Here is a 24,884-nt window from a genome sequence, read left to right as displayed (position 1 = left end):
AATATTCTGTATTATTTCTTTCCTTCTGTTATACTTTTCCAATTGTCTGTTCTGAATGGCGACAAGGGAAATCCTTCTGCATTAAAAACATTGGCGCCGTTACTTTCTACGGGACTGCCGGTCCATGCGTACCTTACAGCAACCGGTTTTACTTTCCAGAGCCATACCACGATCTCGTCGCCATCAATTTTTGCATTTGCCCATGCAAATTTTTTATCAGCGCCTGCGATGGCAAAACCTTTAGTTATGCCGCCCTTACTGATCAGATTTTTACCTGTATGGCGAAATTTAAGGCGGATACTGTCACCACTCAGCCGCATAGATTCGTAAAGTGGGGATATTGCCTGATCCTGATCGCCATAAACCATGTGCATGGCCTGGGCAGCCAAACGTTTACCAACTACCTGTTTATTGAGGGGATGGATATCATACGGATCACCCACATCAATGGTAACTGCCATACCTGTATTGGGCACCGAAAGTGTTTGCAATTGTGCTTCTCTTAATTCAGCCCAAAAATGATCAACAGGCTCACTGGTAATCGGTCCGTAACCCGAGAGCTGCGTAAAAATAAAAGGGAGATCGCCCTGGTTAAACTGTTTTCTCCAGTCGTTGATCAAAAGCGGGAACAAAGTTCTGTACTGAAAAGCCCTCCCGGCATTATTTTCACCCTGATACCATAAAAATCCCTTCACTGCCAGCTTTTTAAGCGGCGCAATCATTCCATTGTACAATACCGAAGGAAGTGCCGATACATTTATGCCGGCTTTGGGCTGTTCGGGGTATTCTGCAGCAGCAAGTCCCTGGGCATATTTCCATTCTCCTGCAAGTGGTATGGTAGTAGGATTGTTTGTTTCTACCATCTGCTCAAGCCTGATGATTGAAGCATCTTTTGCTTCAAAACCCGCCGGGCGATCAAATGCTTCCAGCCTGATGCTAATGATGTTTTCTCCTTTGTTGAGGATTTCCTTTGGGATGCGGTATACCCTTTTCCCGCCGAAACCGGAAACCCTGCCTGCTTCTGTACCATTAAAATAAGTAATGTCGCGTTCATTGAGTTTTTCCATTACCAGGGTCAGATCCTGACCGGCCATAGCTGCAGGGATAATAACATGTTTACGCAGCCATATGCTTCCTTTATAATCTCCAAGTCCCTGCTGTTCCAAAGTTCCCGGAACAACCAGTGTTTTCCATTCGGTATCATTATATTGAGTTTTGCTCCAGCCTTCGATATACCCCTTGTCCTTTTCCTGTAGCTTTTTCAGGTATGGAAAACTGCGCTCTATGTATACCTGTTTTTGTAGTGCTTCTATTGTAGATCTGTTTTTAAATACCTGCAAAAGACTATCAGCTTTTAGTTTAAAATCAGGATGGGTTGATATGGCGTCATTACTGATCCAAGATTCGGCAGGTGTACCTCCCCATGAAGTATGTATGATACCGATAGGTACTTTATAACGTTCGGTAAGCGTTCTTGCAAAGAAATAGGCCACAGCAGAAAATTCCCAGGCGTTAGCTGTAGTGCAGGTTTTCCATGAAGCATTTTTTATTTCTTCTGCTGCAAAGGAAGCCGCATTTTTGGGAACAGTAAGGAAACGTATGTTGTTATAGTTCGCTTTTTTTAATTCATAAGGACTATTAAAGGCCCTTCTCAATACCCATTCCATGTTGGATTGTCCGGAACATACCCATACATCGCCAATCAGGATATTTTTTAGGGTGAAGGAACTGTCGGATGTTACCCTTAGTTTATATGGCCCCCCAGCCTCCATCGCCGGAAAAGTGATCTCCCATTTGCCATTTCCGGTAGCATTTACTTTTTGTTTTTTTCCTGCAAATTCAATATCGAATACTGCTTTAGCTGCTGCTGTTCCATAAAATCTGATTGCTTTCTGCCGCTGCAATACCATATCATCGCCAAACAGCCCAGATAAACGCACAATGTTACTGGCTTTAGCGCACGTAGCTGCAAAGCTTAAGGTGAACAACAGCGCAAAAGCCCTGGTATAATAAAAAGACTTCATTCTTATCTGTTATTAATATTTGTTTTCGTGATGATAAAGCCACCCGGTTTGATCAGTTCTATGTACGCTGGCTTTTCGCCCGGGACGATATTGATACTGATCTGCTGCGAGGCTCCGGGCGGCAATGTTTTAACCTGAACAGTTTTGCTCCCCGCTTTTAGCTGATAACCCTGCAGGCTGTAAGAAGGAAAATCGCTTCTTGATTTTATATTCAGGATTAACCTGTTATCCTTAAAACTGATAACAGAGATCAATGCAGGCGCAAATTCCGCTTGTAAAAGACCATAAACGCCTCTTGGTTCACGCCTTGCATTAACCACTCCCCAAGACCTAAATCCATCTGCATTGGACAAAGGAAAACGGCTCAGATAATCGTTAAACGACCAGATGGAAGCACCAATCACATAATCCGTTTTTCTAAAAGCCTCAATGGCATCTTTAAGATAAACTTCCCTGTCTTTCTCGGTCTTATTTGGGGTGAGCATCATACCAAATTCACTTATATAAATCGGTTTTGAAGGGTACAACTCATGGATATGGGCTACCCATTTAGCATGGTTTGCATATACATTGGCACTGATAAAATCAACATATTGAGAAGCTTCATCAGTTGGTTTTTTGATGTAGTCCCTAAAAACAATATTACTGGCAAAGGTGATTAGCCTGGTACTGTCGATATTTTTCACAAATGCGCTCATGTCCCTCACCCATGCCTGTCCTTCGGCTTTGTGGGAATAAAACTCATTGCCCAATGAATAGGCAAATACCGAGGGGTGATTCCAGTCTCTTTCGAGCATTTCGCGCATCTGCGACTGAAATTTGCCCCGCATTAAAGGGTCTGCCATTTGAGAGGAAGCCAGCTGCCAGTTGCCCGCTTCGGTGATAATGAGCATGCCGTGTTCATCGGCCCAATCCAGCAAATCGTTAGAAACTGCATGATGTGCAATTCTGGATAGTTCCATTCCTGCAGATTTCATCAGGATGAGGTCTTTCTTTAACACACTATCCGGATCAATGGAACCAAAATCCGGATGGTCAGCAGGCCGGTTGCCGCCGCCCATTCTAATGGGCTTTCCATTAAGCAACAACTGTGTTCCCTTAACTTCGATCTTCCTGATACCGAAATTACTTTTTAGTGTATCGTTGCCCGCATTTAGCGCTAAAGCATATAAGGAAGGGCTATCATGGCTCCATAGTTTTACATGCTTTGCAGGTAGATTGGCCTGCAGGTTCAGCGCTCTGGATGAGTTGCCTGCAATATTTATTTTTACCGGTTTAAACAGGCCTGTAAATTTTTCTTTATTGGCAGAAACATCAGCGTTTAGTATAATTGTGGTATCAGCAGCAGACGTATTTTTAATAAACGCTTTGACTTGGATTACAGCACTACCTTTTTTCAGGTCGGGATCGGCCTGGATCTTGATATTGCTGATATACACAGCCGGTCTTATCTTTAGCTCAACAGGTTTGGTAATGCCTCCATAATTTATCCAGGGATATACCTGCGCAGCGGCAGCATTGTAATTGGAATCAACAGCCCTTGCACCGGGAATAGTCGTTTTGTCCCACGAATTATCAACCATTACCGACAATACATTTTTTTCTTTCAGCGCAGTGGTTACATCAAGTTCAAAGGGGGTATATCCTCCTTCGTGTGTACCAATAACCTTACCGTTCAGCCATACTTTACACTTATAAAAGACGGCATCAAATTTTATAAATGCCCTAAAACCGCTACCGATAGGCCTGGCGTCGAATTTTTTAAAATACCAGGCCGTTCCGGTATAAAAGAAATATCGTTTGTCGACAGAAAAAGAGTGTGGTACGGTAACCTTATCCAGTTTATTATCAGGGAAAGCCGGAGCTGCCCAGCCTTCATCTGCCCCTATCTTTAAAGGATCAGGGGCAAAAGACCAGGCACCGGAGAGCGACTGTATATTCGACTGGCCAAATGCAGCTAGTGAAAATACAATCAATATTATAGAGAGGATATGTTTTTTCATAATCAGAATTAATTACCTGAGGGACTGATTTCCATCACCAGTCCGGCATTGGGACCAATTACTGTTTTTTTAACATCAGTTGCCCCAATTGTTGATGTTGTGCTCAAAAAACCGCCATCCGGTGCATCGTTTATCGCGATAACCTTATATTTTTTCTTCTTCTTTAAAAAATCTGCATTAAAAGAGATTTCTTTATTTTTTGCTGAACCGTTAATTGCAGCGATATACCATGTATTTCCTTTCCTTCTTGCGAAGGCCGCAATTTCGCCAATAGCACTACATTTAAGTACAACTGTCTCATCCCAGGTAACAGGCAGTTTTTTCAGCAAGGGAACAACAGGTTTAAACTGGCTATCTGCCAATAACTTTACCGGATTCTCGGCCATACATTGGAAAGGCGAATTAAACAGGTAGAACAATGCCAACTGGTGTGTATTAGTGGTATTGGCCTTGTTGGAGAACAAGCCGGGGGTATAATCGCCGTGGCCGAGCACCAGCCTGGTGAATGGCAGGGCAGCATTGTGCCAAGCTGGTATGGGCTCTTTCATGATATTCAGTTCCATCCCACGGATCCCCTCCCTCGTCATTTCATTTGGATAGGTTTTACTTTCTCCGGTGGGCGCATGGCAGCCATGGAAATTGACCATCAGTTTTCTTTTTGCACAGGCTTTTAAAAATCCGATTTCAAAATCGATCAGTTCTTTTGCCTCACTGTCCATAAAATCTGTTTTTATCCCAACAGCGCCTGCATTGCGCACACTATCCAGAAAGCCGTCACTTTTTAAGGGGTCTCTAAGTGCTTTTGAGTTCTTCCATACCCATACCCCCACCTTTTTACCTGCTGCGAAACTGCATATTTCAGTTAACTGTTTCCATTTGTCGGGCCATATCGTTTCCCATCCCTCATCCAATAAAGTATATTCAAAATTCAGTTCGCTGGCAGCTGTTATGAATTTCATCTCTTCTTCAGGCTGCATATAGTTTTTATCCCTGGTGATCCAGCTCCAGACTGACCTTCCGGGTTTTATATAGCTTTGGTCAGCGTACAACTGTTTATTTGGCTCAGGGTTCAGGTCATTGATCATCGAGCTATTCACCAGCCTATTCAAGTCCGTGGCATATAATAAAACCCTCCATGGCGTAATCAGGTTGCCCGTAACTTTAAACCCGTTCTTTTCTGTAAAATCTACTTGTAAAACCCTATTTTTCAAAGCTTTGAAACGCATTCCACTATAATTATACAGTGCCGCTTCGGTAAGCATTGCGTATTTTTTGCCCGGAAGTTCGAATAATAAAGGTTTTCCCTGTACCGGCCCCTGGCCTGATATTATATTCAGGCTATCTGCCGTGGTATTTTGCCATAATCCTGCGTAACTTTTCAGTTTCCAGCTGTTATTCCGTTCAAAAAACCATACCCTCGATTTTGGAAGCACAAAGGCCGTAAGCTCTTTGTCTACATATTGTGCTGTTTTACTATCAAAAATATACCGAAAGGCAGCCCCCTCATTTGAAAGCCGAAATTCGATGTTATATTTTCTTCCTGCTTCTGCTAACAACAATGTGTATATATGATATACTTTATTTCCCGTACGGACTGTACGCTTTGCTAAAATAGAGAGGCTGTTAACACGGCTCCCGTATGCAATATCGTCAATCACCAGCCCCATTGTGCCATTATTGATCATTAATTGCTGACCGGCCTTTATGGTATAAAATAAATGTCCATCCCTTTGAGCTATTTCGGCTGAAATATGACCAGCGGGACTGATCATTTTAATTTCAGTATTCAAAACCGCCCCCTTCGCTGCAAATACAAGAAGAAGGAGGTTGATAAATAATATCGCTTTTTTCAAATTTGATGTTTTTGACCCTTTTACAGGTGAGATTTATAAATGGTTAATTCAAATATAAGGTACAGTAAAAGAACCTCGCAGCTTTCAAAAAAGTTATTGTTTTGGGAACGGTCCCAATATTTGGGAACATTCCCAAAATCCTTTCCCCAATCAATTAATATGTTGTATATTGGAAATAATCAATTTTGTGATTGCATCATACCAGATATTTTAACGATGAAAAAGCACCAGGTTACCATTATAGATATTGCCAGGGCACTTAACCTGTCGAAATCAACTGTATCAAGGGTTTTAACAGGCCATGCCAATGTAAGCCTCAAAACCAGAGAAGCAGTATTGGAACTGGCAAAAAAGCTCGATTATCAGAAAAACATGCTTGCCATAAGCCTGATCAGTAAAAAAACAAATACCATAGGTATCATCGTTCCCGAGTTTTCGAGTTCTTATTTTCCACAGGTAATCATAGCCGCACAGGAAGTAGCCACCCAGGCTGGCTACAATACCGTTGTCAGCCAATCAAACGAAACCTACGAAACTGAAGTAGCCAACACCAAAGTGATGCTGGCCAACCAGGTTGATGGCATAATCGTATCTATTACCCGCGAAACCAAGAACTACGACCACTTAAAGATTTTTGAAAGAAAGGGAATTCCAATCGTATTCTTCAACCGTGTATGCGATGAAATGAAAGTTCCGAAAGTAATTGTGGATGATTTTGAGGGTGCCTACAATGCCGTTGATTATTTAATAAAAAACGGCAGAAAAAGAATTGCCCATCTTGCAGGTCCGGTATCGTTGAGAATAAGTGAGCGCAGGCTCGATGGCTATAAATCTGCACTTAAGAAAAACAACATAGCAATAGATGAGGAGCTCATCATTTCTTACGACCTTGGCCTTTCTAAAGTTAAGATTTATGTAAACCACCTGTTAAATCTGGAAAACCCGCCCGATGCGATCTTTGCTGTAAACGATCCAACGGCAATAGAAGCCATTCAGGTCATCAAAAAAAGAGGTTTAAAAATTCCTGAAGATATTGCCATTATCGGCTTTAGCAATGACTATGCTTCGGCATTGATGGCACCCTCCTTAACAACTGTTGCACAACCGATAGCAGAGATCGGGATGACCGCAGCACAGTTGTTGATAGACCAGATCAACAGGGATGTGAGCGACTGGAAGGCCGTGACAAAAGTATTGAAAACAGAACTGATCATCAGGGAGTCGACCTGAGGGATAATTTATTTTATAAAAAATGAGTGACATACAATTGTTTTCCTTTTCCATACACCAGGGGCTTGCCTCGGCTCGCCGCCGCCGAAGGGCTCTTTCTTTTTGGCATCAAAAAGAAACAAAAAATGCCGGCTGAAAATTTTTCTTTTGAAGGCAGTTGTGCGGCCAGAACAGTACGGCCCGAAAAATTTGTTAGGCCGGATTTAAGTAGAACTGGGATGCCGTGCTATGGCCTAGTTGGATGGAAATGCGAAAGTAGTTAAACTACTGATTAATAGTAATTTACAAATAACATCAAATGGCAGAGGTTAGAATTTTTCAAATACATCAGAGTGCTGATGACAGATTCGTAACTTTGTTAAGCCTTATGCTGCTTGCTAAAAAATCACACAATACACTTATTATCAATAACTTACAAAATCTATCATTAATAAAACCTGTTGATATCCAAAAAGGCTATTGTGGGAAATAAATATTATTTTCCCAATTCCGTTTCTTTGGATCGCGTCAATTTTCCATTGATATCTGTTAATTCCAGGTGAAAACGAACCGCTTTATCTTGATCAACAGGCACAGTAAATTCAAATGGGTATTCATTTTTATCAATGCTCTTTTCCTTGCCTCCATTGATCTTGTAGACCAACCGCGCCTTCTTCCATTTGGTATCATCTTCCTGAAGAAATACAAAAAGCTTTTGCGCATAAGCCCCAAGTTTAAACAATAATGCCTTTGTATCTCCTTCCGGGATATTGATATAATCATTTCTCTGGTCTTTTTTCACATTCAGGATCTGGTCCTGAAAAGTACTGCTGATTTTTACGCCCGGGATAGCCAGGGCAGTAATGCCGCCGGCAGACACATTGATCTGGAAAGTGCCGTCTTTTAAATTCAAAACCTGCGCTGATGGATATAAAGTCTGAACTCTGGTACTATTTGAAAAATCTACCCTCGAAGCATCTACAGAAACACGGGTGCTGATATCCGCTTTAGATTGGTTCATAAAAGCAAGCAGAAGGGTATCTCCTTTTTTTGCACTAACATAGTTTAAAGCAATATTAGCGGTGTTCAACAGGCGGGAAGGCATCCAGAGTTGCACATTTTCGAACTGAAAGAACAGGCCTTTCTTTGCGCCGTAAAACTTATTCTGCAAATACGCATATCCCTCTATATAATTGCTTGGAAAGTCTATCCTGCCACTACTCTTCACATAAGCATCTGAAACCAGGTAATCAACAAACATAGAAGCCATTGGCAGGATATGATTGTAATGAAAGGAGTTTACACTCTGGTCTTTATGCTCGTGGAGTGGAAAATCGGCCTTTTCATAGGCTGTAGTTCTCTCCGTATTGATATGGTATCCTGGAAAACTTTCGGAACGGCCAACAATCGAAGCTTTAGCTACATTCATTAAAAACGGATCTTTTGTATGATAGCCTATCCTTAACAACCAGGGCGCATAAGTGGACATGAAAATACCCCTGTGCCCGGTTGAAGTTCCCGATGATTCTGGTGTAAGTCCCATCTCAGAAAGCCTCCACGCAGGCACTTTTTCTTCAGGATAATACATTTGATGATGTCCTTTTGATTTGAGGTACCAATACATCGGTGCTTTCCCTCCTCTATTTACAGTAACCACATCATTCGGTATAGCGGGTGTCATCCAGGTAAACAAGGTGTAATGCCTGGCCCCATCCTGTGCGGCTTCCAGATACCGGCGATCAGCAGTAAGTTCATATAACTCCAAAAGAGCAGACCAGTTATTGGTAAAGGTTGGCCAGAAGAAATTGGAACTAAACAAGGGATCACCAAACGCCTTTAACCTTGTATTTACTCTTTCTTTCAGATATTTATCCGCCAGGGTCTTGCTTAAATTTAAATAAGCCGAATCGGATGTCAGTTTAAACATAAACATTGCATTGACCCAGTTGCGGCCTTTCTGCTCTTCATCAAGATTTCTGACACGCGCCGTTCCGAACTCTTTTTTGGCCATCGTAGCATAAAAGGAGTTGTTCCCACCAAAAACATCAGATAAAACCTGTAATTCGGACAATGGCGCAATAGGCCCCCTCAATTTCCTGGATGGAGACTGAATTTTCTGGTTGCTATCAATCGCAAACAGGAACTTTTCGCGCGACAACATAAACTCCATTAAAGGATATGCCCTTTTATCAAACATTTCCTGATCATCTCTAACGATTGCCAGTTCAAGCGGGTTCAGGCTCGAAACATTCTTTACTGCACCAGGCACATCCGTAGCATAGGCAAAGCCTTTCAGGCTATCGATAAACCAGGCATAACGGGTCTTTGAATAATCAATCAGGTTATCCAGGGTTGTATTCATAGAGACGGTGGCATTGGTACGGTAATCCTTAAAGCCAAACACAGTTGTTGCAATTTGCTCATATGTTTTTGTGATGCTCAAGGGCTCAACAATAGGGTTCATTGAAAACTCAAAAGAATGCCCGGCGCTCATCTGAGAATTGAAACCACCTGGCATCGGGGCGAAAACCTGGGGCTGTAATGCTGATTTGTTATTTAGAAGTGCGATCCCAAACTGGCTGTTGGTTAAAAGCGGTAAAGGTTGAAAAGGCAAATACCTCGAATCAGCCAGTACACCTATTGAGTTATACCCGTCATTCACCAGTGTAGTAGGGATTGTTGCCATAAACGACGGCGTAAGATAAGGTTGCAGGGGAACCCGTTTTTCGGTCCAGATCAGGGGCTGCCATACTTCATCAACATGATCACTTTTAAAAGACGGCGCCCCGATATACCCAACACTATAAAAACCGTTCTTTTTAGGGGTAAACAAAAACTCCATTTTAGGATAAGGCAAACTACTTTTAATCAGCCAGGCTTTTAGCGTAAACAAGGCATGTTCGGGAAAGATAAAACGAATGGAATCTCCAGAACTGATTGTTTTAATGGCACTAAGAAAATGTGTTTTCCCGGCGTGATAGATATTGGCCGTTCTATCTTGCTTCGCACTTCTTAATATTTTATCGTCAAATCCATCTCCGGCAACACTGGCGTTAACAATTTGTTGACGATAATCGGCCAGGCTACTGTCGCTGGTTTTCCAGGTGGGAATATTGTAAGATACTTTTTTTAAGCCGGAAGGCTTTAATGCCAATTCAGGATCCTTTTCGTTCCAAACAACAACAAAATCGGGCTTGAAGAGGTAAGTTTTACCTTTTGATAAAATTTTAAAGCCCTGACCATCTTCTACAATTTGCGCATTCGATTGCATACATAAACAGCACGCAATTGAAAAGCAAATGAATTTTATATGCGGTTTTAATTTAAATATCTGTTTCATTTCAATAATGTCCCCCTTAATAAAATCCGGCCTAAATAGATCACTGTCTGATCATATTTTTCGGGATGTTGAATAATATCCCCTCTCTTGTCTTCTGGCAGTATCATAAGTTTATTGGCTTTCCGGCCAGCTAGGGTTACCTTTACCAAATGTTCACCCTGCGGTACTTTAATTACATCAAATTGTCCACGGTAACGGTTATTGCAGTAGCTGTTGAACCTGTTCAATAGATCAGCAGCGGTTGTATCTTTTGCCTGGTAATAAATAAAATTTCCTTCTTTTTCCCTGCTTAGTTTAACTGGTTTTCCATCTATGATCCACTCCAGTTGTCCAACCTCTGGTCCGCCAATATCAAATACACCCAGCATATCTCCTTTAAAACGAAAACTAAATGTGGCCCCGGGCTTATTTGCAGAAAGTACATTAGAAAACCAGGGACTGAATTTTTTAAGGTTTGGATCGGTACCTGTTGACAACACCCTCCAGCCCTTATCAGTAACCGGTAAAGTTGATGGATCCACCATCATTGCATCATCCCATAAGGCAGTAATTAATGGCTTTGGCAGCTCCTTCTTTTTTAAAGGCTTTGCTGCCTCAATTTTTTTGAAGGCCCTGGCTATGGCAGCTGCATACAGGTTCCCACCCGCCGTTGTCGGGTGGATTCCATCCTCAGAAAATAAAATCTTATTCGGATCAGCCTGGTTCCCTTTCCAGATCAGCTTTCCTGTTGCTTCCAGGCTTGCTGCCTCCACACCTAAGTTTACGGAAGGCAGGTTGTAGTGTGCCGCAATCGGCTCCAGTCCTTTAATATTTGGGGGCAAGTCATTTTTTTGATAAAAGGCAGTTTGCCCGGTTAAAATGGTATACAGCAAACAAATAGCTGTATTGGGGTTCTTCTTAATCGTTTGACGGATTATGCCCTCCATCCCTGCGGCATAAGCGCCGTTAACGGCAAACTCTATAAAAATAAGATCGGGCTGGTGGCTGAGCACCTGTTCATTGATCCTGAATGCGCCAAGCTCCGTTCCCGTGCCCGAGACTCCTGCGTTGATCCATTGAAAGCTGGCCTGAGGATAGGTTTGATCCAGGTACCTGGCCGTTTGAAGGCGATAACCAAAATTTGCCTGGGTAATGCTTCCTCCAATAAAAGCAACCACCACTTTTTTACCCGTATTTACTTTTTCAAAGAAGCGCGGAAGACCTCCCCTGACATTGCATTCCAGTTCATTGTTAAAATTACCCGCTTCAATCACCGGGATATTCGCTGCAGAAACATCAAAATAAAGCGGAGAAGCCCCTGCCTGGGAGGCCGCAATCTGATCACGATCAGGCCTGGTTTGAGAAAATGCAGTAGCAGACATTAATAAACAAGCAAGCAATGCAGTTTTCGAACATTTTTTATTCATTACCATTGAGTACAATCTTTTTTGATTTTGTTTTCCCATCATTACTTTTAAAAATGAGCTCCAGTTTTGCGTCCTCACTCATTGCCAGTTTGTTAAAACTCCATTCGTAAGGATATTGCTTTATTTCCTGCACTTGATTGTTACAATTAACGGTTACGGAATATCCGTTTAAAGGAGCTGTTTCTGCAAATCCATAACAGGTATCCCAACCAAATGGAGAGCGGATACGGAACAAGAATACACGCCCCCAGGGAGCCCCCAAATCAATTACCTTCATTCCATCTTTTACCGGCTGATATTTCTTTGCTAACGGAGTCGCCTTTAACGGAATAGCAATGGCCCTGAATCCTTTTGCAGGGACAACAACATCAATCTTAGCCGCTTTAAAATTCTGGGAAACCGGCTGATCGCTTTGCGCATAAACCAGGGCTTTCCCATCCTTTAGCGCAGCCGTAGCATCAGTCCATTGTACAGCTACTTTTTGCCCAGACTCAGCTTCCGAGGAAAGCAGGATCCAGAAGTTCTTATCCGAAATTGCGGTAACATAATTGATTTCTGGATGCTGAATATTTACCAGGCCCTTATGCATCCACAGTGTGGCTTCCTGATCGCCAAAGATCTTTCCTTTTCCGCCACCATATACCCGATTGTTAAACCAGACAAATCCTTCCTGTTTGCTATAAGGGAACACTACATTTCCATTCGAACGCTGTATGCTTTCTGAGATCAGGTAATCGAGGCTAAAAGCGATGTGTGGTGGGATATGGTGATAATAAATGGAACTCACATCCGGTCCTTTATAAGGAAAATCAACCGACATGGGTATATCTGTAAAACCCGTACCGTAATACCCAGGATAGTTTGTATAACGACCGATTACTGCATTGCGGGCATAGGTTTCGTAGATAGAATTGTTCTCGTACTGGAATAAACGCAATAAATGAGGTGCCCAGCTACTCATAAATACCGGACGGATTGTCTGATCTTTTACGCGGGTAAAATAAGTACTAGGCTGCTCCAGGCCCAGGCCCACTGGCGATACCAACCATTCGGGTACTTTCTTCTCCTGTACATCGTCATTTTTCCGGGGAAAGCCTAAACGATAAGGCTCATTGCCTTTCCACCAGATATGTGTAACGCCATCATACTGATTATTCTTGTGAATTGTTTGCAGACTATCTTCCACTTTCGGATAGCTGCGTATTCCCGCAATGGTGAAGTGGGCACCATATTCTGCAGCTTTAAGATACTTTTTATCCTTTGTTGTTTCATAGAGATCCAGCAGGTCCCACCAGGGCGGATAAAAACTGGCATTGTAAAAAGGTACATGGCTCAATACTTTACTGGTATTGTTATATATTTTTTGCTGAATAAAAAGATCGGCATCTTTTTTTGCCTGCTGCAGCCATTTTGCCTGTCCTGTGAGCTGGTATGCCCAAAGCGCCTGGTTCCATGAATGGAAATCTGTTGAGTAGCCTTTTGCCATCCTAAGGCTATCTCCCGGTAGTGCTATATTTTTCAGCCAGGGATTCAATCCGCCCAATAAGCGATCCAACCCTACGTAATAAGATGTGGTGAACTGAGAGGTAAGCGGATTGAACTCCAGCGTTTTTCGTGTAGCATTATACGCTGTCGGAACAATATCGGTCGCCCATCGGTACCCGCTTCTGGAAAGCGTAAATTCTATGGTCGGCAAGGACCGGCTGATGTAAAATTCTTCATCATTCTGCAATACAGAAAGCGCTATGTTGGCCAATGGTGTGGCATTTACAACTGTAGGTGCTGTTTTAGGGTCGCCTTCAATATCAAAAAAGCCCTTTAGCTTAGTTGACCATCCCGCAGCATTGTCGTTTTTCACCAGCTCAATCATGTTGAATACCGCGTCGGTAAGTGAAGCTTGTTCTTGTTTCCGGTAGTCCTTTACCTCAAACACTTCTTTCGATACATAATCCATGGCCGAATCCCAATTGCCCGACTTTACACCAATAATAAACCGCCTGTCAATCAGCTCCCCTGCACGGTATTTAGAATCGTTCATTCCCAGAACCGGAGAAAACATAACCGGTTGTATCTGGTTATTGTGGTTCTTCAGTGTAAAACCCGCTGGCGCATAGTCTACAGAACCCCAATCCTTTTTAAACAATTCAGGACTTGTTGCCACATAACTTGAAACAATATCTTGCCCTGTTTTTGAAGAAACAATAGCCAAGGGTTGCTGCATCATCGAAGTAATCATCATTTGCGGACCGTCAGAAAGCCGCTTATACTGAAACATGGGGGCCATCAGTACGCTTTCCAGCTCCTGATCAGAAACAGGTTGAAACGCTTCGATCCCTATACTGTAATACCCTGGCTGGGCAACCTTGCAGATCAGCCGCAGATCAATATGTTGCTGCCCCGGATGTAATGTCCACAAACCAGTTATTTCAGAACCATTCCTGGTCACATATTGAACTTTTATGGTCTGTTTATTTACAGCTTCTGCTGTTATGGGAATGGCCTCGCTTAGGTTCCCCGCCTCAAAAGGATTGAGATCGGCTCCCGGCTGGTAAACTGCATATTTATTCCCCTTAAAAACAAAATATGCATTTGGTTTTTGGCTATCCCAGGCCGGGTAGTATTTATTAAACTGGATAGCGGTGGCATTAGTACTGATTAAGAAAATCCTATGGTCTTCAATGTTTGCAGTACTTACCTGTTGCCAGGACCCATCTTTTTTTATTTCTGTTTTACAAGCTATGGCCTTATGGTCAGCCCCCGTTCGTACAAACTGCACACGTACGGCCTCGTTTTCAATTCCTGCAATTACTTTATCCGTCTTGCCCAGTTGAAGTGCGGGACTCGTGTTTTTCTTTTCCGCTGTAAGTGTTTCCTGCATAACAGGAAGCTTTTTCCAGGATAAAAGGGTTTTCTTGTCTATATCATTTGGATTGATGGTGCTGTCCTGCGTAAAAAGAATAGCATCGCAGCGGCCAAAATTAAAATTATGAAGGCGCAACAGCACATCAGTCTCTTTCAGGTCAGCACTTCCGAGACGCTCCCAGGCATATCCTGGTTTTCCATGTCCGCCTGCTTTTTTTAACCTGGCGTTCCCAACCGAAAGCTGAAATAACCGGGTACGGGGACGGATATCAAAATCGGGGGTCCTTATCCAAATGGCATAACGACCTGCTTTTCCGATATTCATCACGGTTAATGCATCAGATGTGCTGTCCTGTTCTCCTTCTAAAAACCTTAAAATGCTACCACTGATGCCGTCTTTATTGACTTCATTAAACCATTTGCCTTTAAACTGAAAATCAGTCCCCAACAACAGGCTTTTTTCCTGCTGAGCAATCGCAGTTCCCGTTGTTAAAAACAAGAATGCTATTAATAATAAACATAGCCTGGTTTTCTGGTACATGTCTTAATTTATTTATATGTAAATGCATAAACCTGGAGACCATAAGGTGCTATTTTTATAGGATCTCCTGTAGAAAAAGGAATTTTTGAACCTGATGCAGAAAAACATTTGGCGGTTTTCAAATCCAGGTTATGTCCTGGAATAAAATTGGACATGTCTAGCTTGAGGGTACTTTTTTGTATTTCGTCATCGTTATTCAATACAAACAGGTAAAACACTTTATCCTGCTTATTCAAGGCGCATACATAGTCCATATTGGGATTGTTCAATGAAACCAGTTTCTCCATCAATGTCAGGTCTCCCTGCTGATCAAATATTTTTCCCTGCCTGAAGCCAAACGTTTTGTGAGGGCCAACCTTAGGCGTAAGAAAGCCTGAAGGAAAATCAATCCGCCCCTGCGAACGCAAGGAAAGTTCTGCCATCAGGTAATCGGTGATCCAACCCACCTGCCACCAGGCATGATGAGGAAAAGGCCCGGCTCCCTTGTTCATGGCGCTCCAGTAATAGGAAGCGACTCCCGTGGCGGGGTCTACAAAAGCATCTTTACTTAATGCTGCTGTCCTTGCCATTTTAAGGTATAGCGAATCTTTTGTCAGTTGAAATAACCTTATAAACATGCCGGCATGGCTTGCCAGCATGATGGGGCCGCTGTTATTTGCGGAACCTAAAATTCCTCCATGTTCAAAGCTTAACCCCACCTGGCTTATTTGCCAGTCTTCCAATTGCCTGGACCCAACTTTTTTGCTTTCTTTATTCGGAATTGGATGAGAATAGATGGAGGTGGTATAGAATTGTGCAGTCTTAATTGCAGCCTGTTTAAATCGTACATCCTTTGTAATTTCAAACAGATCGAGCAAAGCCTGGGCACTTTGTCCCGTTGCAAAATCAGGTGCAAACCTGGCATCTCCGCAAACACCTAAAAAGTATCCTTTTTCTACAGCATTTTTGATATACCAGTCTGCAGCTTTTACAGCCGCCTCCAGGTATTTCCTATCCCGAAGCGTTTGGTATGCTACCAATAGACCATAAAAGGTAGGCCTATAATCTTTCAGATCTTCAAACATAGGCTTTTGCGTGTCGTTATGATAAGCCACTTCCCAATAACCTTCTGGCTTCATTTTAGTCAAAAGCCAATCGGCCGCCATACGTATCCCCGATTTAAGCTGCTGGTTATCTGGCTCAAACAAAGACACATTTCCCATATCTAGCAACATATAATAAGTGGTTGCAATTGGCTCGGTATAAGGGCCCCATTCTTCGGTAAACCGTTTTGAATTATAGAGGTAGTATTGACCAGCAGCAGCCCCGTGAAAGAACCCGCCGGCGGTATTTTGCTGCGCCAATTTAAAGTTCAATGCGTCTTTTAGTCGTTTCTGAACCAGAATCGGATCTTGAGTGATATTCGCCAACATCCACATAGCCCCATAATCGGCATTTTTTACGGCATCTTTTTCAGAGCCATACACTCCACCCAAATATTCCTGGGCACCGATAGTCTGGCCGTGATAATCGAAAGTCCGCCACCGTGAAGTACTGTCCTTTTTCACATAGTCTAAAAGTTGTTCCATGCGATCAGATAAGGAAAGCTTGGTTTGCTTCAAGTGCAGTAGCTCATCAAAGCGGTAAACATCACTTACGACATGCTGATATGCCTGATACCAGTTGGAAGTATTGATGGTGTACCTGAAATCAAAGGAGATACTTTCTCCCTTTTTTAAATACGACTTGTTCTGCCCCAGTACCGGATGATATAAGGTTGGGCTCAGTTGTTCCTGCCTGTTGATCAGTGACAGGCCAAGCAGCCAGTTCGACTGGGTAGATTTATCATATTCCCATGGGTGCCTGGCAGTTCCAGGCTCGGCCGTTACGGCGAGTGTAATTCCATCTCTATTGGTGAGCATAGCGGTAAGTGCAGCTGCTGTTCTTTCTCTTACCACCACCGGTCTATCCGGAATTCCGTGGCCATAAGCATAGGCATCTGTAAAGTCATTGTTGATGGTACTGCCTTGGAACACACCGGGGATGCAGCCCCATTCGAAACTCTTTTTGTCGTTTGTGCTCAATGCCGGAGTCGCTATGGAATAATATCCATCCCTATCGGCTGTTAAATGAATGGAAACACAAAGATCATTTTTGTAAACAGGATCTAATTTCCAGATTGCTTTTACTGTAGAGACATCTGTTTTTTGCTGAAAAACGAGTGTATTGCCAACCTGCTTATATTGCTGTGGATAAAATAAAATGGCACGCCCTTCCTTATTTAAGGAAACCGCAGAGGTATTCGCCTTCCAGGTAGGAATGATATAGCGGTATTCAGGTTCGGGAAACTGAATTTCTTTCCCGTTTTTGTCCTTAGCCTCCGAATCCATCCTGGGTTGATCTGCACTGTAAAGCAGGGTATATTGCCCCAATGTGCCAGACAGGGAATGCCATCCGTTTTGTCCCTTTACCGACAGCTGTTTTATTTGATATCCCTTACCGGTATCTTCCCAGTTCAGGCGAAGTACATCATTTGTTAACCGGGCTTTGGGCGCTAGCTGGGCATAACTGCTGTTTGCAAAAGCAAGCAACAGCACGATTACAGGGTTTAATCTCATTGGGTAATGGTTAAATCTATTTCTTTTACAACTGTAAGTGATTGTTCTACATTGGCGTTGGTTGCCACAAACGACACTTTATATACGCCAGCTTTAGTATAAACCCTGGTATAATCTGTTAGTTTCTGGGAAATATTCTTAATAGGTTCCCCTACGTCTGGCAAAATACTATTAGGGTTAAACTGTTTGCTTACTACCCAGTCGTCATCAAGATCTGTACTGTTCCTCACTGTAAGCAACTGTGCTGAACTAATACTCCAATTGGTTGCAGGACCACTAAAATTAAAAGCAGTCCAGCCCGCGGTAGCCATAGTGGCCAGTACTGTTTCTTCCCCTTGCTGATTGGTGCTTTTAAGATCGAAAGAACGGATTACCCAACGGTTTTGCTGTGCTTCTGGTTTTATAACACTGGTCTTATAAACCAAAGCCAGCGCCATATTTTTGTTCCGCGCGGCAAAAGTGTTCAGGCTGATATTTCCTGAGGGGGTCTGATCCAGGCCGGCAGATAAAACAGCTTTATCTGTAATATCTTCCCAGGTGGCAGCCTTTACATTTGTAGCATCATATATTCCGTTGAAATTGGTAGATACGTACAGTTTAATCACCGATTGATCGATGGGCATTAAGCCGAACTGGGCATAAGTTTTAAAATTGAGGGAAACCGCATTTCCTTCCACAACCGTTCTTTTCCGGTACTCATATTTGCGCCCGGCTTCTCCCGACCAAAACACAATGTTCTCCGGTTTACCATTAATTATAAACCTAACGGGTTCTCCAACTTTATAACTGTTTTTTTCCAACTCAACAGAAAAGTCATCCTGCGGAGCCAGCTCATAGGTCTTCTGGCAGGAAGCCAGGGAAAATAATATAACAGAGGCAATTAATAGCTTATTCATCTTATACAATTTTGTAGTTACCATCCTGTATTTTGTTTAATATTAGGGTTAACGGCCAGTTCGCTGTTGGGGATCGGGAATAAAACAGCACGATCTGTTACGCGCTGTGCCTGTGCAACAGCCGCGTCTTTTAAAGCAGTTGGCATGTTGGTTTGGTATTCTCTTGCCTGCGTTTGCATAACGGATGGATAAATACCCCATCGTACAAGATCGTGCTTCCGAATGCCCTCGAAAGCGAGCTCACGTAACCGTTCATTCCTGATCAGATCAAGGAAGTCCTGCTGAGACAAATTAGCAGCAGCATCGGCCGCTACATCAGGAACAAGCACATCTTTTCCATAACCCCTTCGCCTCACCATATTTATCGCTTTATACGCATTTACAGAGGGGCCGTTATTGGTATAATTATCAGCTTCTGCAAACATCAGCAATACATCGGCATACCTTAACAGCGGCCAGTTTGTACCGGTATAATTTTGATTTCTTGGCAAAAGAAGTTCATACTCGCGCCTCCATTTTCCATTACTACGGTCGTATAGCTGATCTGCTGCCCAATTGGTCCGTACAGCCGTTTGTCCGGTTGTAACATACCGGTAAGGAGCAATTGTCCAGTCCCTTCTCAGGTCGCCATTTGCATAAGCATTGTAAAGTTTCGCCGTAGCATGAACATAATCATAACCATATCCCAGTTCAATATTTCCACAGGTAATGCCATTATAACTGCCAATCATGCCGCCCTCTTGTATTTCGCCCTGGTTTACGCCTTTAAATTCTACTTCCCACATACTTTCCTTTGTATCGAAAATCTCCTGAACGTGGTTGATATAGATTTGTTTAAAATCGGGATTAAGGCTGTGCAATCCTGACAGCATTACTTTTTCTGCATAAGTTCTGGCATCAGCATATTTTGCAACATCATTTAACGGGGCGCCTGCCATGGTTAAATATACCCTAGCAAGTATACCCTGTACAGTAGTTTTTGTAATACGGGTATTATAGCCATAATCAGAAATAGATTTCACCAGGCCTTCTGCCTGTTTCATATCAGTAACAATACGTTCGTAAAGGTCCTTTAACGGCGTACCAGGAAGAGGCGGTTCTTCGGGTGATTTGCTCGATTGAAGCTTTAAAGGCACACCTCCAAACTCATCCGCCAGCAGAAAATAATAGTATGCCCTTAAAAATAGTGCCTGACCTTTTATTTCGTTGCGTTTTTCCACAGTCACCTTAACGGCCTTATCTATGTTTTCGAGTAACATGTTTGCTCGCTCAATACCCGTGTAAAGCGTTTCCCAATGTCTGTTTAATTCCAGGGTCGAAGCATCCACAATATTGGCATTCATTCCCGACGTCTGGTTTTTCATGAAAAACTCATCGCTAAAAACCATGTAGCAAGACATACCTTGTGAATAAACCCTGTTATCGCCCAAACGGTCGTATACTCCGGCCAGTGCAGATTGCAGTTCACTTTCTGTATTGTAATAATTTACTGGCGATACAAAATCCTGTGGGGTTGTATCCAGGATCTTTGAACATGAGCTAACAACCAGTGCCAGCATCATCGCGATATATAATAAAGTTGTTTTCATTTGTAAAAACATTTATTGTTAAAAAGTTAGGTTCATACCAAAGGTGATGGTGCGCGCTCTTGGATATGGGCTCCAGTCGAAACCAGGTGTAAGCGCAGAATGGCGCACTGAAACTTCAGGGTCCAAGCCAGAATAGTTGGTCCAGGTTATCAGGTTTTGTGCCGAAACATTAAAGCGGGCTGATTGTATTTTCAGCTTTTTCGTTATTGTAGAGGAAAGGTTGTAGCCCAACGAGACCGTCTTTAACCGAAGGAAGGAACCATCTTCTATATTCCTGTCGGAGAACACATTAGGACCATAACCACCGGCTACGGGCAAATCGCTATTCTGATTTTCCAGAGACCACCTGTTCTCGTAGGTTTTAAACATATTCAGACTTGGCCTGGCTTCTGCGCCTTCAAACACAATCCGGTTCGCATTTAAAATGTCATTCCCGTAAGACCATTGCAAGAAAACATTGAGGTCAAACGGGCCATAATTGAAATTATTGGAAAAGCCTCCAATGTGTTTCGGATTAGGATTACCAACAATCGTCTGATCATTTGCATCTACCACTCCATCTCCGTTAATGTCTTTGTATTTGATGAAGCCAGGCTTAATGAGCGAGCGGGCGCCTCCATTATTCGGTACATCAGGTTTCAGCTCATAGCTACCGTTAGACAATACATTGAAATCACTTAAAGGATACACGCCATCAAAAACATAGCCGTAAAACAAGGCCACAGGGCGTCCTGGTAAGGCTATATAGGGCAAAGAGTTATTGAAATTGGCGTTCCAGTTCGAAACACGTGTAATCAAACTAGGCTGATCACCATTCAACTCTTCGATCTTATTGGTATTAAATGCAATGTTAAAATTGGATGTCCAGCTAAATTTCTTTGTACTTACGTTTATCGTATTTAAGGTAAACTCTAAGCCCCTGTTTACCACAACACCAATATTTTTAAATGCGGTAAGGTACCCGGTTGAAGTAGGCAATGAAGCATTCAGCAACAAGTCTGTAGTTCTTTTATAATAATAATCGGTAGTTAAACTGATGCGTTGCTTAAAGAAACTTAAGTCTATTCCAAGGTCAAGGTTTCCGGTTCGCTCCCATTTAAGGTTCTCATTTCCCAGCCCAACAGGTACAGTTCCTTTAATATATTGTCCGTTAAAATAATAGCCACTTCTGGTATTTCCGGTGTTGGCGCCCACTTCCTGATCTAAAATACTCAGGTACGCAAAGTCTGATACCCGGTTGTTTCCGGTAATTCCATAAGAAGCCCTTAGTTTTGCAGAAGAAATGGCTTTCACTGATTTCAGGAAATTTTCTTCCCCAATATTCCATGCAAAGGCCCCCGAAGGAAAATAACCCACCCTGTTATCCCGGGCAAATTTCGAAGATCCATCACTCCGGATAGAAGCCGTGAACAGGTAGCGGGAGTTGAACGTATAGTTCACACGCCCGAGGAAGGACACCAGCGTTGAATAAGTACCTGAAGTTGTTTTTACCAGAACAGTGCCTTGGTCAAGCCCTCTGACACCCAATGACTCATTTGGCAATAAAATAGATACAAATCCATCCCCTTCCATACTATTTCGCTGCATGGTAAATCCAGCCACTGCATCTAAACGGTGTTTCTTGTTAAATGTCTTGTTAAATGTGAGCAGGTTCTCGTTCAGCAAACTGCGGATATTTTGATTTTCGAGGGAACCATTAATGCCATAGCTTTGCCCATAAACGGTCCGTGGATTTCCGGCTGCCGTATTAGAATTGTTAAAACGCTCAAAAACCAAACGGGTATCCGTCATCCCGCCACTTACCTTAAACTTAAAATACTTCAGGAAAGCATACTCCGCAAAAGCATTGGCAGTAAGTGATTTGTTAAAAGCATACTGATACAGGTTGTTGGAGTTTACCACTGGATTTATCCTTAAATCTGTATTGCCCGCCACATCATCGTCAAAAGGCTGATCAAGGAAATTTTCATCATCCGCATTGCCCGTAACGGGCCTGTATCCCCAGGTACTGTACATCAAATACGAACTGGCATTTCCCGCCGAGCTGCTGTTTAAGTTATCACTGGTTAGATTTGCGATCTGGCCTTTTTTGATTCCGTATGTATAATTGGTATTAATGCCAATTCGCATATTTTTCCCTACACGCTGATCGATCTGAAACCGCCCCTGGTATCGCTTATATCCACCATTAATCACAATTCCATTCTGATCTAAATAAGAGCTGCTTACCGAATATTTTGTAGCCGCTGTACCGCCTCTCATAGAGAAGCTATGATTTTGCATAAATGCATTCTGCAATACATTATCCTGCCAGTTTATCCCCTGCTCATTGCGGTACGCATCTAAAGTTTTACCGTCCTTAAGATACAAAGCAGTAGCCGAAGTCTTATTCAGGTCCAGCTGATACTTCACAAATTCATAAGGGCTCATCACTTCTATCTGCTTTGACGGATACTGATAGCCCAGCCAATTGTTATAGTTAACTACCGGCGCGCCTACCTTACCTTCCTTGGTCTTGATTATGATCACTCCATTGGCTCCCCTCGCGCCATAAATTGCGGTAGAAGATGCGTCTTTCAATATATCTATTGATTCAATATCATCCGGATTAATGGTATTGTTGTCGGGATTTTCCAAAGGAAAGCCGTCAATTACATAAAGTGGTGAGTTAGACTGGGTAATGGAATTTCCACCGCGAATGGTGATGTTACTGATACTGCCTGGCTGCCCATCACCAGAACCGACCTGCACTCCTGCCACCCTTCCTGCCAAAGCATCTTCAAAGGAAACTACCGGTGCCTTTTCCATATCTTTCATCACTACAGAACCGACCGAACCAGTAAGGTCCTTTCTTTTTACCTGGCCATAACCAACAATTACCACATCATCTAAAGCAGTGTTGTTAGGTACCAGCTGAATTTTATACTGGTTTTGACTGGTGATAACCACAGTTTTGCTGATATAGCCAACCATGGAGACCACCAATAGTTCACTTTCCTTTGTATTAGAAAAGCTAAAGTGGCCCTGATCATCTGTTACACGGGAAGTTGTTTTACCCTGGATGACTACTTTTGCACCCGGCAAGGGTTTCCCGGTTTCTTCTGTAACAGTTCCGGTAATGGTTTTTACCGCTTGAGCCAGACTGGAAAGCGGAATACCCAGAACCAATAGCACCGTTAAGAGTAAGTTTGGTTTCATATTCATTGTTTATATTTGGTTATATTGTTACGACAGACATTTACGTGCCTGCAGTATAAATGACTTGTTAAAGCATTTAAAACCTCATCCAGATCCCGAGAATAGCAATTAGCGCAGTACAACAATAATTACTACGCACATCATCAAATGCTCAAACATTAGTCTGGTCTGGACTGGACTGGTTACTTAACAAATATAATATATTTTATTTCTTTACAAAAGATAAAAAAAAATAAAAAAAGCCTCCCTACACCCAAAATTGGGTGATTATTAAATAATTGTTAGGTGGGCTGGTTTGGTTTGTATGGTCTATTAATTACATTTGCCTAAATAATATACCTATGACCTCTGAAAATACACTCCAGAAAGGCAATCAAGGCAAAATGAAATATCAGCAGCTTGCCGATCACATTATGTCACTGATTGAAATTGATCAGCTACATATCGGAGATCAGCTGCCTTCTCTTAAACAGCTGCAGTTGCAATTAAAAATGAGTAAGGAAACTTTACTCAAAGGGCTGAATGAGCTTGTTGAAAAAGGTATTGTAGAATCTGTATACAGGAAAGGGTATTATGTACGCAAAAAGGCCATTCATCATTCCTTCCGTGTGTTTTTGCTCCTTGATAAAATGAATATTCTGCGTGAACAGTTTTACAGGACGCTTTTTAATCAACTGGAAAACCGCGCTGATATAGATATCTACTTTCACCACCATAATTATCAGGTATTCGAAAAATTGATCAAAGAAAATCTGGGATCATATACACATTATGTCATTGCAACTTTTTTAAAAGAAAATGTAGCCCCGCTCCTCAACCTGATTCCTGACAAGAAAAGAATAATTATTGATTTAAATGAACAAGGTTTATCAGGAAATTACAGTAGTATATACCAGGATTACGGCTATGACATTTATAACAGCCTTCATAAACTACAGGCTGAGTTAAAAAAATACGATCGGCTGATATTGGTTGCCCATCCCGAAGCTGTACATGCCAGGCTGGTGGTTGAAGGTTTTCTACATTATTGCACTGAAACTGAGTATCCATACCTGATACAATCTGAGATTGATGAAAAGACTTTTCAAAAAGGTAATGCTTATGTAACCTTCAGCAGGTACGACACCGATGATGTCATGTTAATTAAACTTGCCCGAAAAAAGAAACTTAAGTTAGGGAAGGATATAGGGCTCATCTCTTACAATGATACGCTGGTGAAAGAAGTGCTTGAAGATGGCATTACGGTCATATCAACTGATTTTGAGGCAATGGGTAAAACAGTTGCACAGGCCATCCTGGATGAAAAAATCGTGATTACGAGAAACCCGACAAAAGTTATCAAAAGACATTCGCTCTAAAGAACCTG

General features: G+C 42.4%; 12 protein-coding genes. 2 read left to right on the top strand and 10 right to left on the bottom strand.

What is annotated here, in order from left to right; all coding sequences use genetic code 11:
* Nucleotides 1-11 precede the first annotated feature (11 nt).
* The 3 genes from ACTJKN_RS08040 to ACTJKN_RS08030 are packed head-to-tail and all read right to left on the bottom strand — an operon-like array spanning nucleotide 12 to nucleotide 5,880.
* Nucleotides 12-2,024: a sialate O-acetylesterase gene (locus ACTJKN_RS08040; RefSeq protein WP_440823881.1), complete on the bottom strand. Its 2,013-nt coding sequence runs from the start codon at nucleotides 2,022-2,024 to the stop codon at nucleotides 12-14.
* A gap of 2 nt (nucleotides 2,025-2,026) precedes the next feature.
* Nucleotides 2,027-4,027: a glycoside hydrolase family 2 protein gene (locus ACTJKN_RS08035; RefSeq protein ID WP_440823879.1), complete on the bottom strand. Its 2,001-nt coding sequence runs from the start codon at nucleotides 4,025-4,027 to the stop codon at nucleotides 2,027-2,029.
* Nucleotides 4,028-4,035: 8 nt separating this feature from the next.
* Nucleotides 4,036-5,880, bottom strand: a complete 1,845-nt coding sequence (locus tag ACTJKN_RS08030) for a glycoside hydrolase family 97 catalytic domain-containing protein (protein ID WP_440823877.1) — start codon at nucleotides 5,878-5,880, stop codon at nucleotides 4,036-4,038.
* A 216-nt stretch (nucleotides 5,881-6,096) separates the two neighbouring features.
* Here ACTJKN_RS08030 and ACTJKN_RS08025 point away from each other — a divergent pair, with 216 nt between their 5' ends.
* Complete coding sequence (locus tag ACTJKN_RS08025; RefSeq protein WP_440823875.1) at nucleotides 6,097-7,110, top strand: LacI family DNA-binding transcriptional regulator; 1,014 nt, start codon at nucleotides 6,097-6,099, stop codon at nucleotides 7,108-7,110.
* A gap of 475 nt (nucleotides 7,111-7,585) precedes the next feature.
* On the opposite strand, the gene ACTJKN_RS08020 is transcribed toward ACTJKN_RS08025, so the two are convergent.
* The 7 genes from ACTJKN_RS08020 to ACTJKN_RS07990 form a co-directional block, all read right to left on the bottom strand.
* A complete protein-coding gene (locus tag ACTJKN_RS08020) occupies nucleotides 7,586-10,360 on the bottom strand; it encodes a hypothetical protein (protein WP_440823873.1) in 2,775 nt (924 codons plus the stop codon).
* A gap of 65 nt (nucleotides 10,361-10,425) precedes the next feature.
* Nucleotides 10,426-11,835, bottom strand: a complete 1,410-nt coding sequence (locus ACTJKN_RS08015; RefSeq protein WP_440823871.1) for an SGNH/GDSL hydrolase family protein — start codon at nucleotides 11,833-11,835, stop codon at nucleotides 10,426-10,428.
* Entirely contained in the window at nucleotides 11,828-15,238 is a 3,411-nt protein-coding gene (locus ACTJKN_RS08010; RefSeq protein WP_440823870.1) for a hypothetical protein, read from the bottom strand. Before ACTJKN_RS08010 ends, ACTJKN_RS08015 begins: the two co-directional genes overlap by 8 nt.
* Before the next feature lie 8 nt (nucleotides 15,239-15,246).
* A complete protein-coding gene (locus ACTJKN_RS08005) occupies nucleotides 15,247-17,835 on the bottom strand; it encodes a glycerophosphoryl diester phosphodiesterase (protein ID WP_440823869.1) in 2,589 nt (862 codons plus the stop codon).
* On the bottom strand, nucleotides 17,832-18,731 hold the full coding sequence (locus ACTJKN_RS08000; protein WP_440823867.1) for a DUF5017 domain-containing protein: 900 nt from the start codon (nucleotides 18,729-18,731) through the stop codon (nucleotides 17,832-17,834). Before ACTJKN_RS08000 ends, ACTJKN_RS08005 begins: the two co-directional genes overlap by 4 nt.
* Nucleotides 18,732-18,748: 17 nt before the next feature.
* Entirely contained in the window at nucleotides 18,749-20,320 is a 1,572-nt protein-coding gene (locus ACTJKN_RS07995; protein ID WP_440823865.1) for a RagB/SusD family nutrient uptake outer membrane protein, read from the bottom strand.
* An 18-nt stretch (nucleotides 20,321-20,338) separates the two neighbouring features.
* Entirely contained in the window at nucleotides 20,339-23,518 is a 3,180-nt protein-coding gene (locus ACTJKN_RS07990; RefSeq protein ID WP_440823862.1) for a SusC/RagA family TonB-linked outer membrane protein, read from the bottom strand.
* Nucleotides 23,519-23,859: 341 nt separating this feature from the next.
* Here ACTJKN_RS07990 and ACTJKN_RS07985 point away from each other — a divergent pair, with 341 nt between their 5' ends.
* A complete protein-coding gene (locus tag ACTJKN_RS07985) occupies nucleotides 23,860-24,876 on the top strand; it encodes a GntR family transcriptional regulator (protein WP_440823860.1) in 1,017 nt (338 codons plus the stop codon).
* Nucleotides 24,877-24,884 lie beyond the last annotated feature (8 nt).

Origin of the sequence: Pedobacter sp. 22163 (assembly GCF_052045595.1) — a bacterium.
In the GTDB taxonomy this organism is placed as follows: Bacteria; Bacteroidota; Bacteroidia; order Sphingobacteriales; family Sphingobacteriaceae; genus Pedobacter.
The sequence above is the reverse complement of the archived record's forward strand: the minus strand, read 5'-3'. Positions and strand labels throughout refer to the sequence as shown.

Coding starts and splice junctions, on each gene's coding strand:
- ACTJKN_RS08040 (WP_440823881.1), bottom strand. CDS start 2,024: ATGAAGTCTTTTTATTATACCAGGGCTTTTGCGCTGTTGTTCACCTTA.
- ACTJKN_RS08035 (WP_440823879.1), bottom strand. CDS start 4,027: ATGAAAAAACATATCCTCTCTATAATATTGATTGTATTTTCACTAGCT.
- ACTJKN_RS08025 (WP_440823875.1), top strand. CDS start 6,097: ATGAAAAAGCACCAGGTTACCATTATAGATATTGCCAGGGCACTTAAC.
- ACTJKN_RS08020 (WP_440823873.1), bottom strand. CDS start 10,360: ATGCAATCGAATGCGCAAATTGTAGAAGATGGTCAGGGCTTTAAAATT.
- ACTJKN_RS08015 (WP_440823871.1), bottom strand. CDS start 11,835: ATGAATAAAAAATGTTCGAAAACTGCATTGCTTGCTTGTTTATTAATG.
- ACTJKN_RS08010 (WP_440823870.1), bottom strand. CDS start 15,238: ATGTACCAGAAAACCAGGCTATGTTTATTATTAATAGCATTCTTGTTT.
- ACTJKN_RS08005 (WP_440823869.1), bottom strand. CDS start 17,835: ATGAGATTAAACCCTGTAATCGTGCTGTTGCTTGCTTTTGCAAACAGC.
- ACTJKN_RS08000 (WP_440823867.1), bottom strand. CDS start 18,731: ATGAATAAGCTATTAATTGCCTCTGTTATATTATTTTCCCTGGCTTCC.
- ACTJKN_RS07995 (WP_440823865.1), bottom strand. CDS start 20,320: ATGAAAACAACTTTATTATATATCGCGATGATGCTGGCACTGGTTGTT.
- ACTJKN_RS07990 (WP_440823862.1), bottom strand. CDS start 23,518: ATGAAACCAAACTTACTCTTAACGGTGCTATTGGTTCTGGGTATTCCG.
- ACTJKN_RS07985 (WP_440823860.1), top strand. CDS start 23,860: ATGACCTCTGAAAATACACTCCAGAAAGGCAATCAAGGCAAAATGAAA.